This is a genomic window from Humibacter soli, assembly GCF_054779035.1.
The window spans coordinates 2356208-2372684 of record NZ_BAAGYX010000001.1; the positions used below are offsets into that span (position 1 = coordinate 2356208).

The window sequence follows — 16477 nt, forward strand, 5'->3', positions numbered from 1 at the left end:
TCGCGAGGGTGACTCCACACTAACGGTCGGCGCTGTTGCACAAACGCACAAATCGCATGAAAAGCCCTGTTGAGGGGTCACGGCTCCATCGGCAGCGTCGGCAGCGGCGAACCCTCGGCGCGCATCGGAAGTCGCACGGTGAAGGTGGAACCATGGCCGGGTTCGCTCTGCACGGAGATGGTGCCGTCGTGGGCTTCGACGATCGTCTTCACGATGGTGAGCCCGAGGCCGACGCCCTGGATCGCGTCTTCTCTGGCATCCCGCGCCCTGAAGAATCGGTCGAACAACCTCGCCTGGTCGGCCTTGCTGATGCCTCGCCCGGTGTCGGCGACCGTGATCACGACGGTGTCGTCGTCGCGTTCGAGCCCGACCGTGATCTCTCCGCCGTCCGGCGTGTACTTCGAGCCGTTCGAGATGAGATTGTCGACCACCTGCCTGATGCGGGCGGCGTCGAGGTGCGCGAGCACCGTGGTCGCGGGCTCCTCGAGGCGCAACGTCTGGTGCGCAGCCTCGAAGACCGGCCGAAGAGTGGAGACCGACAGCTTGAGCAGCGAAGAGACATCCACCGGCTCCACATGCAGCGAGAGCTCTTGCGTGCTGGTGCTGAGCAGGTCCCTGATCAGCGCGAGCATCTGCTCTGCACTGCGCTGGATGACCCGGAACTCCTTGCCGAAGCCGAGCTCCTCCACGTCGAAGCCGTCGTCGATCAGGTCGAGGTACCCGACGATAGAGGTCAGAGGCGTGCGCAGCTCGTGCGAGACGGTGGCGAGATATTCCTCCCTGATCTCGATGGCGTTCGCCAGATCGGTGACGTCATATGTGACGATCGCCGATCCCAGCTGCTCGCCGGTCGGCTTGACGATCGTGTGGGCTTCGGTCACGACGGCACGCTGCTCGCCCTCGGGATCGCCCATCCAGTAGATGAGGCCGCGCTGATCGCCTTCGAGCGTCTCGGAGACGATGTTCTTGCCCTGTTTGACCCTGGTGCGCCGGTCGGACCCGTAGACGTGCGTGCTAAGACCGGTCTCCGGATCGAAGCCCGCGAGCGCGAGCAGCCGCTCGACCATGCCGTTGCGCAGCTTGGGGTGGTTCTCGTTGTCGTAGAAGATGACGCCAACGTTGACGGTGTCGGCGATCGATCGGATGACCACGCCGAGGTCATCCATCTGGCTCACGAACTCACGCAACTCCGCCGACGTGCGGTGGAGCTCTTCCTCGGATGCCAGCTGGCGGTCGTACAGCCAGAGCTCCGAGGTCGCACGTCCCACCTGCACTCCGAGGTACGCGATGAGTGCGCGCTCGAATGCGGTACGGCGTGCCGCCCCTGCCGAGTCCGCGACCAGCAGTGCGCCCGCGGCGGCGTCTTCGAAGGTGATCGGCACCAGCATGATGTGCTGCACGTCCGCGTCGAACAGCGAGTCGACCGTCGAGGCGTCGTGCTCTCGCCTGAGGTCGACGATGAGATCGTCGAGCCTCGAGTCGACGGATGAACGCCCGTCGTGCCGCGTGTGCGACCTTGCGAGCGACTCCATCGTCGCTGCCAGCGCAGATGAGCCACGACCGCTGGTGGTCCAGGCGAGAGTCGAATCCTCGCCGCGGCCAGGGTCGGCCGGGATGATCAGCGAGACGGCGTGCGCCTTGAAGATGCGGCGAATGCCCTCCGTCACGGTGGCAGCGAGCTCCTCGCGGGTCTCTGCCTTGTGCACTGCGCCCGTGAGCCGCATCGTCTGCCCGCGCAGCTCCTCGGCGTTCTCAAGTCGTTCTCGCCTTCGGAGAGAGCGTTCCATCAGGAGCCTCACGCGCACCGGCAGCGCCTGCCGCACATCGTCGAGCAACACGAAGTCGCGATCGACCGACGCAACGACAAGCGCATCGTCGAGCTCGTCGGCGGACTCGGCGACGACGAGCACGGGGCGACGGGTGCGCGGTTCGAGCTCGTTCTCGACCTTCGCGACCTCGGGGCCGATGCCGGCGTCGTCGAGCGCCGACTGCGCGGCTGCTGCTGCGGTGGCGCTCGTCGCGAGCACCAGGACGCTGCGCGGATTCGCGCCGGCGCCCCCGTTCTTCTCCTGATCCCGGGTGATATCCGGTGTTGGGGCGGTGGTGGAAGCGGTAGACCTCGACATCGCACGCTCCTTTCTCACGGCAACGCTAGATGATCGCGGCATCTGCGGCACTGCAGCATCACCGCTGTCATCCATTGCGGCCACCGGTCCTGAGCCACTCTTGAGCATTCCCCGCGCTCAATCCGTCGAGTCGGCCTGCAGACTGTTCATGTCGCCCAAGAGCGAAGGCCGCGAGGCCGAAGCGCGAAGGCCTTTGATGGGGGCACCTTCAACCCGAATGAAGGTGCCCCCCTCCCTAAAGTCCGAGACGTACCTCAACCCGAATGTGTGGTCTCTCGGCACACTGCACGTCATAAGACAGCGGTGCGGAGAACTCCAGGGTATCTGCCCCCACCTGGAGTTATCCACACATTAGACAACCGAAATCCCTTGACATACCCCGTAAACGGGGGTCGACACCCGAACGACCCCTAGTCCTGCGATGCGGCGAGGCGATATCCGACGCCCCTGACGGTCTCGATCAGATAGGGAGAGGCCGCGTTATCCGCGAGTTTCTTGCGCAGATTGCCGACATGCACTTCGACTCCGCGTCGGTCGGCATCGCCGACGTAGGGGTTCGTGACGTAACCGTCGCCACGCAAGAGACGCGCCAGGTCATCCTTGCTGCGTACCGTGCGACCCGACCGGAGCAGGGCCTGCAAGATCTCGAACTCACTGCGCGTGAGGTCGAGCTCGTGCCCGTCACGTTCGACGATGTGTGTGTCGGGATCGAGAACGACGCCGTTGTGCCGTAGTGCGGCGGTGTGCAGCGAGACCGGGGCCTCAGCGGTGTCGGCACCGGCCGGTGAGGTCGCCCCAGCGGCGGACGCCCCTGAAGACGACGGGCGCTCCACGTTGCGCGGCCGACGAAGCATCGCTTCTGCGCGCGCCCGCAGTTCACGCGGGCGGAACGGCTTCAGCACGTAGTCGTCGGCGCCTGCGCCGAGACCCTGAAGGGCGTCGATCTCCTCGTCCCTGGCCGTGAGCATCATGATGTAGGCGCTGCTGATCGCACGGATGCGTTTGGCGGTCTCGAACCCGTCGATGCCCGGCATGCTGACATCCACCGTCACGAGCACCGGCTGCCGTCGCTCCACCTGACTGACGCCGTCCACCCCGTTCGAGACAGCGATCACCTCCAGACCGAGCTGCCCCAACACGGTGCCGACAAGCTCGCGTATGCCGTCGTCATCCTCGATGACAACGACACAGTCCCCCTCAACCGCTCCCATGATTTGAAGCGTAGCAATCGCACTACCTCGATAGCTCGCGCCCAGGGCGCCATGTCATACCCTCGACGCTCCTCTGAGAGCATTGCCACGTAGGCGTTCCCTCTTCTCTGCGGCGTCGGGAACCCCTAGGCTTTATAGGATGACACAGGCGCGGGCCGTCGCACGACGGGATGAGATCGTGCGTGCTGCCGCCGCCGAGTTCGATGAGATGGGCTACGCGGGAGCGTCCCTCTCCAATATCGGCGCGCGATTGGGCAGAACCAAGGGCGCGATGAGCTATCACTTCTCGTCGAAGGCGTCGCTGGCGCAAGAGATCGCAGCGCACCCTCACGAGCAGTGGGACGCGGTGGTCTCCAACATCAGAGACGCCGGATACTCCGGTATCGACGCGGTCGTCATGCTCTCCTTCATCGTATCTCGCCGGTTCCGCGACGACGTTCTCATCCGTGCAGGCATCCGTCTCCAGCACGACGCGGGTCTGCACGGTGTCGACCTCCCCGTGCCGTTCGTCGGCTGGATGGAGATCGTTCGCGCGCAGCTCACCGACGATGCATCGAGCGTGAGGCTTCCCGCCGGCATCGACATCGACTCGACAGCCGAGGTTCTGGTCGAGGCGTTCACCGGGCTGCAGCAGGTTGCACACCGGCTGACGAAGGCGCGCGACATCCATCAGCGCGTCTCGCACTTCTGGCTCATCATGCTTCCGGCCCTCGGCATCGAGGATGCCCCGGAGCGAGTCAAGCGCCTCCGGAACGAATCCGACACATACTGAGCGATGCTCGTCCCCACTCCTGGGGGTTTCGGCATATAAGACGGGCGTCTAGATTGGATGTTCGAGTCTTGTGTCGAGCAGAAGGAGCCCATCGCGTGAACAGTCCGCGGATGCTGCCGCCTAGACTCTTTCGCGATCGACGGCTATCGTTCCCGTCGGAATCTCAACCCGAAGAGCGACGCGGGAACGGATCAGGACCGAGGTGACTCAGGCTACGCATCGGAATGCTGTCGTCATCGAGGACGACGACGGAATCCGTTCTCTCATCCGTGTCGTCCTCGAGCGTGCAGGTCTCGAGGTCATCACCGCCACCAACGGTCGCGACGGCATCGCGGCGGTACAGCAGTGCGATCCCGTCGTCGTCACCGTCGACATCCGCATGCCCGGTATGAGCGGCATCGAGACCACACGGCAGGTGCGGTCGATCAGCGACGCCCTCATCGTGGTGCTGAGTGCCAGCGGCGCGGAGAGGGATGAGATCGACAGCCTCGACTCCGGCGCCGACGTCTACATGGTGAAGCCGTTCCGGCCCCGTGATCTACAGCGCCACGTGCAGGCGAGGCTGCGCGATCTTTCCGAGCAGTGAGCGCGACCTAGGCCGGCGAACTGGCCAGGGGCCGCACGAGTTCCTCGAGGGACGCGAACCGGCCATCCTCGGCGATGTCGCCGAAGAGGAAGACCTCTTGGCTCGCCGTCCCACCGTCTCGCTGGGTGGCCGTGAGAACGTGGCGCTCTGCGTAGGTGCCGCCCTGCGTCAGCTCGGTCACCACCTCGATCTCGACGTGGTCGACGAAGGACCGGAGCCCGGTCATCTGTTCGGCGAAGGTGGCTCTGTCGATCCAGTCGCCGTTGGTGCTCTGTCGGAACTCCGGCCTGAAGTGCCGATCGAGGGCATCCTCGACCGAGAGTTCCTGCTCGTTGATCAGGTCGTACAGGGCAGCTGAGATCGATGGCATGCGGATCCTTCGCATAGAAAACTGCGGGGTAATGATCAAGGTACCGCGTACCGTGTGCGCCGCGACAGGGGTTCAGGCGGCATCATCTCGCTATTCAGGCGCGCGGCGCCAAGGGTTGGTCTATCTGCATGATCGGCCATTCGCGTGCCTCAGCCAGTGCGACGAGTGCCGGATCCGACCCGACGACGACGGGGTTGCCGACGCGCTCGAGAAGCGGGAGGTCGCTGGGGTGGTCGCCGTATCCCCAGCTCGGTGTCTCCGGGTCACGAGTCGACAGGTAGGCCTCGACGGCGTGGCGCTTGTCGTCGTCGATCATCGCCGCGCTGATCTCGCCGGTGTAGATGCCGTCCCGCACCTCGAGGCCCGTGCAGTAGAGCCCGTCGACGCCGAGCGCCGCGGCGAGCGGTCGAAGCGGACCCTCGAAGGATCCGGAGACGAGCACGATGTCGTGTCCGTCATCCTGATGCTCCAGCAGGCGAGCGAGCACGTTCTGGCGGTAGAAGCCGGGTTGAGAGGACGCCTCGGCGAACCAGCTGCGACCCGCTTCGAGCACGTCGGCCTGCGGCTGGTCGGCCCAGACGCGGAAGTAGAGGGCGTTGAACTCTGCGCGGCTCAGCTCCAGGACCCGCTGTCGTAGCTCCCCCAGGTATTCGAGGGAGACCATCGAGGGCACGCGCTTCAGGTAATAGAGCAGGAACGACTCGAGCGTGCGCACGGAGACCAACGTCTCGTCGACGTCGAAGAAGGCGACGCCACGGGGGCTGGACATCGTGTTCGCTCCTCACTGGCTCGTGGGCGGCGCCTTTCTTCACGGGCGGCGGCGCGGCGACGAGACCGGTCTCCGACCGTAGCACGGCGGGGTGTCGTGCCCGCCTCGGGTGCCTACAGGGCGTGCACCCGGGACACAGACATCCGCCGACGCGATGGACGTGCCACGCGCCGGCGGATGTCAGATCAGAGGACTGCCGTCACTTCAGTGCGGCGATGATGCCGTTCACGTCGGGCGTGCCCCATCCGGTCGGACGGTCCCAGCCGACAGCGCCGGAGAAGCCGCCGCTGAACGTCGCGGTCGAGTTGCTGCCCTGCGTCACGTCGAAGAGAAGGCCCTTGGATGCCCAACCCTGCGCGTACTGACTGACGTTGCCGACCGTGTGACCGACGGCCTGGATGACGTCGGCGGTGATTCCTGCCCACTGCGGTGATCCCGCCGAGGTGCCGCCGAAGTAGTAGAACCCGTTGGCGTCACCGCCCATGAACCCGAGGTACGTGAGAACTCCGGTGTAAACGCTGGCGTTGTACGAGACATCCGACCCGCCCTTCGCGAGGAACAGGCTCTGCGCACCGCCGGTCTCACCGACAACGCCGAAAGCACAGGTGAGCGGGCAGTTCGCGTAGTCGCCCCAGACCGTCTCCTGCGGCAGGCTCAGTCCGCTGCCCGTCCACAGGTTGGTTCCGCCCACCGACGTGACGTTGGGGTCGGAGGCCGGGAACCCGTAGTTCGCGAAGCCGGCTCCGTTGTCGGAACCTTCATCGCCGGAGGACGCGAAGAGCGACATCCCCTGGCCTGCCGCCTGGACGAACGACTTCTGCGCCTGCTTCGTCTGCCCGTTGTTCGCGTTCGGCGACGAGATGAGGTTGTCCGCTTCGCCGTAGCTCATCGACAGCACGTTGCCGAGGTGGTTGTTCACCGCGTACTTCACCGCGTTGTCGATTGTGGCGCCGTGGTCGTTCGCCGCGACGACGAGCGCGATCTTCGCGCCGGGTGCCACCGCGTGCGCCCACTGCACGTCAAGGGAAGTCTCCTGAGCCCAGCCGGTCTGCGTGCCGCGACCGTTCCACGTCGGCTTGCCGCCCGGGTAGTAGACCGTCAGGTTCGGCGCCGGGAGGCCGAAGGTCTGCGAGAACGTCGTGAGGTCGGACTGCACCGTCGGGCTGCCGAACGCGTCGACGATGACGACCGTCTGCCCGGTGCCCGCCGGCACGCCATTCACCGTCGCCGGAATGTTGTACGCGGCACGGATGCTGTCCGGGGTCTGGCACGCGACGGCTCCGCCGGTCTGCGCAAGGCAGTCGGCGGGTGTCAGCGAGGGCTTGATCGCGCTCGTCGACAGCGTCGATTTCTCGACGAACGGATGCACCGTGTAGGTGCCGCTGGTGTCAGGGCTGGCCGCGCTCGGCGTGGCCGCCAATGCCGGAGCCGAGGCGGAGACCGCAAGGGTGGCGGCTCCTAAGACGGCGATGGTGAATGAGACGAGCGTTCTGCGCTTCATGGGTTTGCTCCTTGTCCCGCCGCCGCGTCGTCGCGACGGCCCAGCGGAACACTACGCTCGTCCTGCCCCCCTGAATAGGGGTCGGATGATCGCGGTGCTCACCTGTCGGATTTCGGAGATTTGCGGCGACACGCGGGCCGTGATGCTCCGGCGGCGACGTGTCGGGGCAGATCTCCGATCTTCAGCAAGGGAGTGGAGAGGGATGACCAGCCGCTGCCGCTACAGCAGGTCGTACGGCTCGAGCGTCGGGCCCACCGTGGAGCGCCCCGGGATGAACCTCGGCTCGACGAACTCGACCCCCGGCTCTCCGCTACCGCCGATCGCCTCGAGCAGTCGCTGCGCAGCCCGCTCGCCGACGCGGTCGAGCTCGGGGTCGAACGTGGTCAGCGGGTCATCCGGGCGTCGCACCCCCGCCAGGCGGTTGTCGTACCCGACGATCGCGACGTCGTCGGGCACCCGGATGCCGCGCCTGTGGAATGTGGCGAAGAGCCCGATCGCGATCTCGTCGTTCGCTGCGAAGACCGCGTCGACCGGCTCTCCGCTGGCGATGATGCGCTCAGCGGCGTCGGTACCCCATCTCTGAAGGTAGCTGCCGTAGAGCGGGGCACCCATGGCGATCGGCATGCCGGCTGTCGCCATCGCTTCGGTGAATCCGGATGCCCGGGCATCCACCGCCGGCTCGTGCACCGCAGCGGTGACGTGGGCGATGTGCCGACGCCCGAGTCCGATCAGGTGCTCGGCGGCGAGGCGACCCGCTCCCCTGTTGTCGGGCGCGACGACGTAGTCCGTCTCCGGGGTGGCCGACGACGACGCGAACACGACGGGGGCGCCGAAGTCCTCGGAGAGCACGAGGCTCGCCCTGTTCGGGTCGTCGCCGACCACCAGCACGCCGTCGATGCGACGCGACCTGAGCCGCTTGAGGTAGTCGTTGAGCACTCGTGGGGTGCCGTGCGCGTCCAGCGTCACCGCCGCGATGTTCTCTCGGCCGAGGTAGTCGGTCGCTCCGACGATGAGCGGCATGCTGAAGCGTCCGTGCGCGGCCTCGGCGAGCACGCCGACGATGAAGCTCCTGCCGGTGACGAACGAGCGGGCGATCATGTCCGGCTGGAACTGGAGCCGCTCAGCTGTCTCGATCACCCTGGCGCGGGTCTCCGGGGAAACCCGGCCGACTCCCCCGAGCGCACGCGATGCCGTGGTCAGCGAGACCCCGGCCGCCCTCGCGACGTCGCTCATGCTGGCCCGCTTCGCCATCGATCCTCCTGCCTGTGAATGATTGCATGGTTTGCGGGCGGGCCAGCCTGGCGAAGGCGTCAGCCTTGCTGGAGCGAGAGGTAGAACACGTCCTCGTTCTCTGTCTGGTTGAGGTCGTGCACCGTCTTGTCAGCATCGATGATCGGCACCTGCGCCTGGATCGCGTTCTTGCCGACGCTCTTCCAGGTGAGCGGGGTCGTGTTGCCGAACAGGTCGACCCTGTTCAACGACCTCACGTTGTGCACGTCGCGCAGGGTGACCGTGATGGTCGGATCGCCGAAGTTCAGGTGGATCGTGTCACCGGTCTCCTGATCCTCGAAGATGTCCGCCTGATTCTGACGCTTGAGGTCGATCGCGAGCACGACATGGTTGTCGTCGAGCCGGAAGCCGTTCGCCGTCGAGAGCGCCTCGTTGAGCTGCGGCTTCAGGTCGGGCGACGTCGTGAAGTCGTTGTAGACCTCCGCCTTGCTCCCCCGCAGCAGGTTCGCCAGCGTGACGAGCGTCTTGCCCTTGGTGCTCAGTGAGTCGCCGCTGTAGACCGTGCGGTTGTAGCCGTACGAAGCGGGGTCATCCGGCGACCAGCTCGCGAAGTAGAGCAGCTTGAACTGGTTGAGGTTCGTGCCGCCCTTCGAGAGCGCCCACTCGAACGCTCGGGGGTAGACGTCGGCAAAGAACTTGTCCTCGGTGGTGAAACCGAGCTCGGTCTGCCAGACCGACGGGTTCTTGATGCCGTGCTTCTTGGCGGCGGCGTAGATGGTCTGCATCGTGCCGATCGGCATGTAGTGCATGTCGTAGACGTCGACCGTCTTCCACGCGTTCCACTTGTCGAGGAGCGCGATGTACTCGCTCAGCGGCGCGCCGCAGATCCAGCCGCCATAGACGAGCTTGACGCCCGCAGCGTGGATGACCTTCGCAGCAGGCAACTGGATGTCCTGCATGTACTGATCCATGCCGCCCTCCCAGAAGCCCGAGCCTGGGTACGCCTCGTTCCACACCTGAAAGTAGGTGATGCCGATGGGCTTCAGAGCGTCGACGGCGATCTTCACGAAGTTCGCCCAGTCGGCGGGATCCTGCGGCGGAGTGCGGCCGATGCTGGTCTGCACCGTCTCGGTCGAGAGAACCGTGCCGTCGGCATCCTTCGTCACGAGCTGGCGTGTGAAGTTGCCGTTCTGCTCAGCAGTGACGGGACCGTACACGTACGTCTTGCCGTGGAAGTCGTAGGTGTAGCCGGTGCGGTTCGCGGCCCACGGTGCCGTGTAGTCGAGCACCGGCAGGATGGTCTCGCCGTGCGCCTTGGCCTCGGTGAACTGCCGCACGTACTCGGCGAGCGCCGCCTTGTCGATCTGGCCTTTCGCCGGCTCGACCGTGCCCCAGTCGAAGTCCTGACGCGACCACTGCAGGTTGTCGACGAGACCCGTGGTGCCCGCCTGGTTCACGCCTGCGAAAGCACGGAACGGCTCGTTGAGCACGAAGGGCAGATCGGCGACGGCGCTGGGGGCGCCGTTGGCTGCGATGGCGACGGCCTTGATGTCGGTGTCCGCCGTGATCGTGATGGGCTTGCCGTACGCCTTCGCCGTTGCGGAGGTCATGGGGTCGGTGCCGTCCGTCGTGTAGGCGATGCAGGCGCCGCCGCTCGTCGTCGACAGCTTGACGGCGTCGCCGGAGTCGATCGAGCCCTGGCCCGGAGTCGAGGTCACCGGCGCGGGCGGTGTCGAGACCTCGGTCGTCACGGACGCCTTCAGCTTGCCGGGCACCCACCAGGTGGTGACGCCGTCGTCGACGAACAGGATGTCGTCACCCTTCGCCGCCGTGACGTTGAGGTCGAACGTGGTCGACACTCCGGTGTAGGTGAAGAGCTGCGTGAATGCGCTCGGGCTCCCGATGGTGTTCGGATCGCCGTCGTGCGAGAGCAGCACGCGGAACCGTCCGCCCGGCGAGGTGAAGGAGCCGGTGATGTGCACGTTCTTGCCGTCCGCGACGTCCGGAACCGTGTACGTCTCCGAGATCGCGCGGTAGTCGGTGCCGATCGAGCCGTCGGCCTTCACGAACCAGGCGTGCTCGGGCTTGGCCGTGTCGGCCGCCCACTCGTCGGCGGCGAAAGCTCCGGTGCCGCCCTTGTGGAGCATCCCGACCGTGTTGCCGTCGATGGATTCGTACGACCAACGGCCGGCGCCGACCACGTTCGAGTCGAGCTGGTAGTCGGTCACGTTGTCCGTCGTCGGATTGGGCGTTGCGGCCGGACAGACGGTCGGCGGGGCGGCCGAGGCCACTGTGGACTTGGCGCCACCGCCGTTGTCGTTATGTCGCGCAAGTGATTGCGCAGAGGTGGGTATGGCTAACGCGCCGAGCAGGGCGAGCGTGGTCGCGATGGATAACGATCGAACCTTCACAATGAACTCCGTCGTTCTCAAAATGGTGGAAGACACGCGAAATCGCGGGGTTCGGCCAGAGTAGATCCGCTCTCGGGCACTGTCAATGACAGGCCGGGAGGGATTGACTTACCCTGGGCGATGTTCCACTCTGAGATGTGCAAATGCTTGCGCATTTTTGCACGGCAGGGAAGAGTCGGCTCCCTGCATGACGACATTTCCACCAAGAAGGAGATCTCCGTCGACGAGGAGAAGGCCAAAGAAGAGGTTGAACGAGCCGAGGGCGCGTTCGAGTGAGCCGCAGCGCGACCCGGGTCGCGAGGCCCGGGTCGCGCTGGAACGTTCACACAACTGCTACTTGAAGACCCTCCGAAGCCATGCCGCGATGCCCTCGATGATGAGCACGACGACCACCAGGATTCCCACCAGCGTCGTCACCTGGTTGTGCTGATCGACCTGTCCGGCCGCGACAGCGAGGTAGTAGCCGATGCCGCCCGCGCCCACCACACCGAGCAGCGTGGCCGCACGGATGTTCGTGTCGACGAGGTAGAGCGAGTTGCCGATGAGCGACGGCAGGCCCTGCGGCAGCGTCGCCGAGAGGAAGCGCTGACCGCGGGTGGCACCTGCGGCGCTCAGCGCGGTCTCCGGGCCGTTCGGCACTTCCTCGAACGAGTCGGCGATGAGCTTGCCGAGCAGGCCGATGCCGCCGATCGCGAGCGCGATCAGCGCCGGGACGGCGCCGAGGCCGACGATGACGATGAGGAACAGCGCAACGATCAGCTCGGGGATGCCACGAAGGATCGTGAGGATGACCCGGAACGTGTTGCGCACGATGCCGTTCGGTGCCACGTTCCTCGCGGCGAGCGAGCCGATCACGAAGGACAGCACGAGCGAGATGGTCGCCGCTGCGAACGCGATCTGCAGCGTCACGAAGAGACCGTCGACGAACGTCATCGGCCCTGCTGTGCCGAGCGACGGCGGCCAGAAGGCCTCCAGCCCGGTGATCACGTGGTTCCACATGATCTGATTCGGGTTGATCTGCGCCCACCATGCCGAGAGCACGATGAACGCGATCGTGACGACGATCCACGCCCAGGTGCGAATGCGGCTGCGCGTCCAGGGCCGGTGCATGGATGCCTCGACGGTGAGCGCGATGCGCCCGGCGTCTGAGCCCTTGCGCCTGGAGGAGAGCGGGGCTCCGGCATCCGTCGAGGCAGTGGATGCACCGCGCTTCTTCGTCGCAGCACGAACGATGCGGTCGCCGATGCCCTTGCCGGACGGCTGCACGCCCAGCAGACTGCGACGGATCGTCGAGGAGACGATCTCGAGCAGCACGCACATCAGGAAGATGACGAGCGCGATGCCGAGCCCGCGGCCGTAGTTGAACTGGTTGAACGAGAGCGACATCGCGTAGCCGAGTCCGCCGACGCCCGCGTATCCGAGGATGGCGGAGCCGCGCAGGTTGATGTCGAAGCGGTGCAGGGTGGTCGCGATCCACGACGGCATGACCTGCGGGATCACTCCGGCCCAGAACTGCTGCGACTTCGACCCGCCGGCCGCGCGGATGGCCTGACGAGGTCCCTCGTCGATCTGCTCGATGGCGTCGGCGAAGAGCTTGGAGATCATGCCGATCGAGTGCAGGCCGATGGCGATCACACCCGGGATGGTGCTGCCGAGCGCGAACATCAGCGCGAACGAGAACGCGATGACGACGTCGGGGATGGCCCGGGTGATGACGCCGATGGTGCGGCCCACCGCCCGCAGCCAGGGCGTCGGCGCCGTGTTCGCCGCCGCAATGTACGCGACAGGGACGGAGATGAGCGCCGCGACGAGCGTGCCGAGCACGACGACACCGAGGGTGAGACCGATCAGGTAGAAGAGGTCGCCGAGCGACGGAAAGCTGATGGTGTTGTTCGCCGTGCCGAAGAAGGTCTGCACCTTCTGAGCTGCCGTGGCGAAGTAGTCGAAGTTGAGGCCGAGCTGGCTCAGCGAGTACACACCGAACGCCAGCATGAGCGCGATGGCGATCCAGCCGGCGATGCGCTGTGTTGAGACCTTGCGACGCGGCGGGGTCGCCGAGGAAGCAGGAGCAGCGGACGCTGTCGCGCGAGCCGCGGCCTCGACCGTGGTCATCGGGTGCTGCCGCTCATGGCGGCCGGCTCGGCCACGCGCGAGACATCCACGAGGTCAGCGGCGACGAGCTCGGCGTCGATGGCGGTGAGCTCGGTCGTGGTGGTGGCGACGCGGCCGTAGATCTCCATGACCTGCTCCTTGGAGAGGCCGAGAACGGGGGTGTCCAGCACGACGGACCCGTGCCGGAGCCCCACGATGCGGTCGCCCCAGCCGAGCGCGAGGTCGACCTGGTGAAGGGAGCAGACCACGGTGAGGCCGTCATCCGCTGCGATCTCGCGGATGAGCCGCATGACCTGGCTCGACGACTCCGGGTCGAGCGATGCGACCGGCTCGTCGGCGAGAAGGATCTCGGGGTCTTGCATGAGCGCACGGGCGATGGCCACACGCTGCTGCTGGCCGCCAGAGAGCTGGTCGGCGCGCTGGTACGCCTTCTCGAGAAGGCCGACGCGGTCGAGGTGCTGCAGCGCCTGCTTCTTGAGGGACTTGGGGTACATCGCGAGCCCGAGCCGGGGACCGTGAAGCCGCCCGAGCGCGCCGGTGGCGACGTTCTCGAGCACCGTCAAAGACGGCACGAGCTCGAACTGCTGGAAGATCATCGCCACGCGCCCGCGCAGGCGTCGCAGCTGCTTCGGCCTCAGCTTCTGCACGAGCTGGCCGAGCACCCGAACGTCACCCGAGGTGGGTCGTTCGAGGCCGTCGATGTGACGGAGGAGGGTCGACTTGCCCGACCCGGAGAGGCCGAGCAGCACGACGACCTCCCCTCTGTTCACCGTCAGGTCGACGTCGCTCAGGGCGATCGTCGAGCCGAAGTCCTTTGTGACTCCGGAGAGGGTGATGACCGGATTCGCCGTTGTGTCTGAATCGGTCGTGCGAGGAGAGGTCGTCGTGGCGCTCATCTGCTTCTACCTGGTCTCGTCAGTGCGTGTGAGGGAAGGGTCGGATGTGCGGGGTGAGCTCAGCCGCCGCAGACCGCGGTCGCCGCCTTCGCGACGTCCTTGTCCGTGCACGCCTCGTAGATGGGCTGGTAGTAGTCCTTCGTCTCTGCCGCATAGCCGACGAACGGCGAGTTGGCCGGGACGTCGATGCCTGCCGCCTTGATCTTCGCCGGGGTGAGGCCGCCGAGGAGGCCGGCCAGCTTGGTCTTCATCGCGGCGGGGAGTGCGGTGGCCACGACGATCGGATCACCGGGGACCAGCTGCACACCCTTGCCGTCACCGGCGGTCTTGGCGTCCTTGATGGTGGTGACACCCGAGTTCGCGGCGTCGTACGAGTAGTTGTCGGCGAATCCGACGTCGCACTGACCATCGGCGACGGCCTGAACCGACTTGTCGTGGCTACCGGCGAAGTAGGCCGTGAAGTCCTTGAAGGTCGGGTTGCCCGAGGCGTCGGTTCCGCTGGGAACCACGTCGATGCCGGCTGCCTTCAGGGCGACGATCGGGTACAGGAAGCCCGAGGTGGAGGTCGGGTCGACGAAGCAGATCTTCTTGCCCTTGAACTGCGAGACCGTCTGGTACTTGGGCGCGTTCTTGGTTGCGACGATCGCACCCGAGTAGTAGCCGGGGTCGGTCTGGTCGGCCTCGGACTTCTCACCGGCGACGACGGTGAGCTTCGCGCCCTTGTTCAGCGCGGTCGCGTAGCTCGCAGGGCCGAAGTTGGCGATGTCGACCTTGCCGGCGAGAGCAGCGGCGATGAGCGCGCTGTACGAGGTGGTCGGAACGTACTTGACCGTGAGGCCGGTCTCCTTGGCGATGTAGTCCTCGACCGGCTTGCTGCTGTCGGTGCCGTCTTCGGAGGGGAGGGTGCTGAAGACCAGCGTCTTCGAGTCCTGGGCGTAGGTGCCCTGGTCCTTCGCGGCCGCCGTGCTGTCAGCGTTCGCGGATGACGCGCAGCCCGCGAGCAGGGCGACGAGCGCTGCGCTCGCGGCCACGAGGGCGATGTTCTTGGTGCGGATGCGGAAGTGCATCGGAATGCGCCTTTCGAATGGGATGTGGGCCTCGGATGGGGGGTGAGACCCGACGGACGTTCATCACGGTCTCCGGCGAATGTGAACGCACGACAAACCGCAGTTGAGCAACCGTGAGTTAGTCGAACCGCTGTCGTCAGGTGTCGGTTAACGCCGGATGAAGCGGGCTGAGGAACCGGCATCCTCGAATGGTCCCCACCTTCGAAAGGCCGTTCATGACCGACATTCCCCCGACGTCCGCAGGCGAGCGGTCGCGGATCAGCTCCGAGTTGAACCAGGCGGACGGGGGCGAGGTCATCGCCCTCGCGTCCCTGTGCCTCGCGGATGACCCGGAGCTGACCGTTACTCGCCCACCGGTCACCGGTGTGGTTGTGACCCAGGTGCGCGAGGTCGTCGCAGAGGAGCGGTTCATCCTCGGCGACGTCATGGTCACCCAGGCAGAGGTGCAGCGGCGTGGGGCGTTCGGCTGGGCGATGCGGCTCGGCTCCGACCGGATGGCTGCGCTGTCGGCGGCCATCCTCGAGGCCGAATGGGTCGCGGCCGGTCCTCGCAGTGCGGAGATCGAGGAGCTCGTCGAGCGAGCGACCGAGACCCGTCGCCTCGCCCGTGCAGAGGAGTGGGAGCGGCTCGCACCGTCGATCGTCGAGTTCGAGGAGATCCCGTGACCATCGCAGACACACGACTCGACGCGGCCGCACGGCCAGCTCCCGTCTCCGAGTGGCCCATGCTGCGCGAGCTCGACGGCGACACCGCCCAGCGCGCCTTCCACGCGACGATGGAGGCTTTCGCCCGCCCAGGGACCGTGCACCGTCTCCCCGCAGGGGCGGTTCCTTCGCGGGTGCCGGCCGTCGTCGCTCCGCTGCTCGCGCTGGCGGACATCATGACGCCCATCGCGGCGATCGACTCGGACGACGACGACCTCGCCGCACATGCAATCACGGTGATCTCCCGACTGGTCGCTGCGAAGGCGACAGCGCCGACATCCGCTCGCTTCGGCCTCGCCTTCGCGGAGCCCCACGACCTCTGCGCACTCAACCGCGGATCGCACTGGTCGCCGGAGGCCGGCGCCATGCTGTTCCAGCGGGTCACGGGCATCCACGTCGTCGCGGGCGACAAAGCCGAAGAGCGTGCAGGCGCGGATGACCGCGACGGCGCGATCTGGCGGCTGACCGGCCCCGGCGTCAAGCCCGGCGAACCCGTGCTGCTGCACGTAGGCGGCCTCGGAGAGCGCTTCGTCTCCCAGCGTGCCGAACGCGTGAGCGACTACCCGTCGGGCATCGACGTTCTGCTTGTCACGGACCGGGGCGACGTGGTTGGGCTCTCCCGCACGACCGTGATCACCGTGGTCGATGACAGCGCGCAGCCTGGAGTCGCACACGCCGACGGCACCATGCCCGGCCGCACCGCGCAGAACGGGGCGAGCTGA

General features: G+C 66.4%; 14 protein-coding genes. 4 read left to right on the forward strand and 10 right to left on the reverse strand.

From position 1 onward, the window contains the following. Positions 1-77 precede the first annotated feature (77 nt). Together ACYVDN_RS10890 and ACYVDN_RS10895 are read right to left on the reverse strand one after the other, a co-directional pair. Positions 78-2126: a sensor histidine kinase gene (locus tag ACYVDN_RS10890; protein ID WP_460571293.1), complete on the reverse strand. Its 2049-nt coding sequence runs from the start codon at positions 2124-2126 to the stop codon at positions 78-80. A 410-nt stretch (positions 2127-2536) separates the two neighbouring features. Further along, entirely contained in the window at positions 2537-3337 is an 801-nt protein-coding gene (locus ACYVDN_RS10895) for a response regulator transcription factor (RefSeq protein WP_460571295.1), read from the reverse strand. 139 nt (positions 3338-3476) lie between these two features. Between ACYVDN_RS10895 and ACYVDN_RS10900 the strand changes: the two genes are divergently transcribed. Both ACYVDN_RS10900 and ACYVDN_RS10905 read left to right on the forward strand, forming a co-directional pair. Further along, positions 3477-4109 (forward strand): ScbR family autoregulator-binding transcription factor, encoded by a 633-nt coding sequence (locus ACYVDN_RS10900; RefSeq protein WP_460571297.1) that lies wholly within the window; start codon positions 3477-3479, stop codon positions 4107-4109. Positions 4110-4311: 202 nt separating this feature from the next. Further along, entirely contained in the window at positions 4312-4695 is a 384-nt protein-coding gene (locus ACYVDN_RS10905) for a response regulator transcription factor (protein ID WP_460571299.1), read from the forward strand. Positions 4696-4702: 7 nt separating this feature from the next. Here ACYVDN_RS10905 and ACYVDN_RS10910 read toward each other — a convergent pair whose 3' ends face one another. The 8 genes from ACYVDN_RS10910 to phnD all read right to left on the reverse strand — a co-directional run bounded on the left by ACYVDN_RS10910 (position 4703) and on the right by phnD (position 15051). Beyond that, positions 4703-5065: a hypothetical protein gene (locus ACYVDN_RS10910; protein ID WP_460571301.1), complete on the reverse strand. Its 363-nt coding sequence runs from the start codon at positions 5063-5065 to the stop codon at positions 4703-4705. Between the two features lie 94 nt (positions 5066-5159). Then, on the reverse strand, positions 5160-5834 hold the full coding sequence (locus tag ACYVDN_RS10915; protein ID WP_460571303.1) for an HAD family hydrolase: 675 nt from the start codon (positions 5832-5834) through the stop codon (positions 5160-5162). A gap of 199 nt (positions 5835-6033) precedes the next feature. After that, positions 6034-7335: a S53 family peptidase gene (locus ACYVDN_RS10920; RefSeq protein ID WP_460571305.1), complete on the reverse strand. Its 1302-nt coding sequence runs from the start codon at positions 7333-7335 to the stop codon at positions 6034-6036. A 219-nt stretch (positions 7336-7554) separates the two neighbouring features. Then, positions 7555-8568, reverse strand: a complete 1014-nt coding sequence (locus ACYVDN_RS10925; protein ID WP_460571307.1) for a LacI family DNA-binding transcriptional regulator — start codon at positions 8566-8568, stop codon at positions 7555-7557. Between the two features lie 77 nt (positions 8569-8645). After that, a complete protein-coding gene (locus ACYVDN_RS10930; RefSeq protein ID WP_460571309.1) occupies positions 8646-10976 on the reverse strand; it encodes a chitobiase/beta-hexosaminidase C-terminal domain-containing protein in 2331 nt (776 codons plus the stop codon). A gap of 333 nt (positions 10977-11309) precedes the next feature. Further along, positions 11310-13088 carry a PhnE/PtxC family ABC transporter permease gene (locus tag ACYVDN_RS10935; RefSeq protein WP_460571311.1) on the reverse strand — a complete coding sequence of 593 codons (1779 nt, stop codon included), beginning with the start codon at positions 13086-13088 and terminating at the stop codon, positions 11310-11312. Then, on the reverse strand, positions 13085-13984 hold the full coding sequence (phnC, locus tag ACYVDN_RS10940; protein ID WP_460571313.1) for a phosphonate ABC transporter ATP-binding protein: 900 nt from the start codon (positions 13982-13984) through the stop codon (positions 13085-13087). Before phnC ends, ACYVDN_RS10935 begins: the two co-directional genes overlap by 4 nt. Before the next feature lie 59 nt (positions 13985-14043). Further along, positions 14044-15051: a type 2 periplasmic-binding domain-containing protein gene (phnD, locus tag ACYVDN_RS10945; protein ID WP_460571315.1), complete on the reverse strand. Its 1008-nt coding sequence runs from the start codon at positions 15049-15051 to the stop codon at positions 14044-14046. A 215-nt stretch (positions 15052-15266) separates the two neighbouring features. On the opposite strand from phnD, the gene ACYVDN_RS10950 reads away from it, so the two are divergent. Together ACYVDN_RS10950 and phnH are read left to right on the forward strand one after the other, a co-directional pair. Beyond that, complete coding sequence (locus tag ACYVDN_RS10950) at positions 15267-15716, forward strand: phosphonate C-P lyase system protein PhnG (protein WP_460571317.1); 450 nt, start codon at positions 15267-15269, stop codon at positions 15714-15716. Further along, entirely contained in the window at positions 15713-16477 is a 765-nt protein-coding gene (gene phnH, locus ACYVDN_RS10955) for a phosphonate C-P lyase system protein PhnH (protein WP_460571319.1), read from the forward strand. The genes ACYVDN_RS10950 and phnH overlap by 4 nt, the downstream gene beginning before the upstream one ends.

Coding starts and splice junctions, on each gene's coding strand:
- ACYVDN_RS10890 (WP_460571293.1), bottom strand. CDS start 2,126: ATGTCGAGGTCTACCGCTTCCACCACCGCCCCAACACCGGATATCACC.
- ACYVDN_RS10895 (WP_460571295.1), bottom strand. CDS start 3,337: ATGGGAGCGGTTGAGGGGGACTGTGTCGTTGTCATCGAGGATGACGAC.
- ACYVDN_RS10910 (WP_460571301.1), bottom strand. CDS start 5,065: ATGCCATCGATCTCAGCTGCCCTGTACGACCTGATCAACGAGCAGGAA.
- phnD (WP_460571315.1), bottom strand. CDS start 15,051: ATGCACTTCCGCATCCGCACCAAGAACATCGCCCTCGTGGCCGCGAGC.
- ACYVDN_RS10935 (WP_460571311.1), bottom strand. CDS start 13,088: ATGACCACGGTCGAGGCCGCGGCTCGCGCGACAGCGTCCGCTGCTCCT.
- ACYVDN_RS10925 (WP_460571307.1), bottom strand. CDS start 8,568: ATGAGCGACGTCGCGAGGGCGGCCGGGGTCTCGCTGACCACGGCATCG.
- ACYVDN_RS10915 (WP_460571303.1), bottom strand. CDS start 5,834: ATGTCCAGCCCCCGTGGCGTCGCCTTCTTCGACGTCGACGAGACGTTG.
- ACYVDN_RS10920 (WP_460571305.1), bottom strand. CDS start 7,335: ATGAAGCGCAGAACGCTCGTCTCATTCACCATCGCCGTCTTAGGAGCC.
- ACYVDN_RS10900 (WP_460571297.1), top strand. CDS start 3,477: ATGACACAGGCGCGGGCCGTCGCACGACGGGATGAGATCGTGCGTGCT.
- ACYVDN_RS10950 (WP_460571317.1), top strand. CDS start 15,267: ATGACCGACATTCCCCCGACGTCCGCAGGCGAGCGGTCGCGGATCAGC.
- phnC (WP_460571313.1), bottom strand. CDS start 13,984: ATGAGCGCCACGACGACCTCTCCTCGCACGACCGATTCAGACACAACG.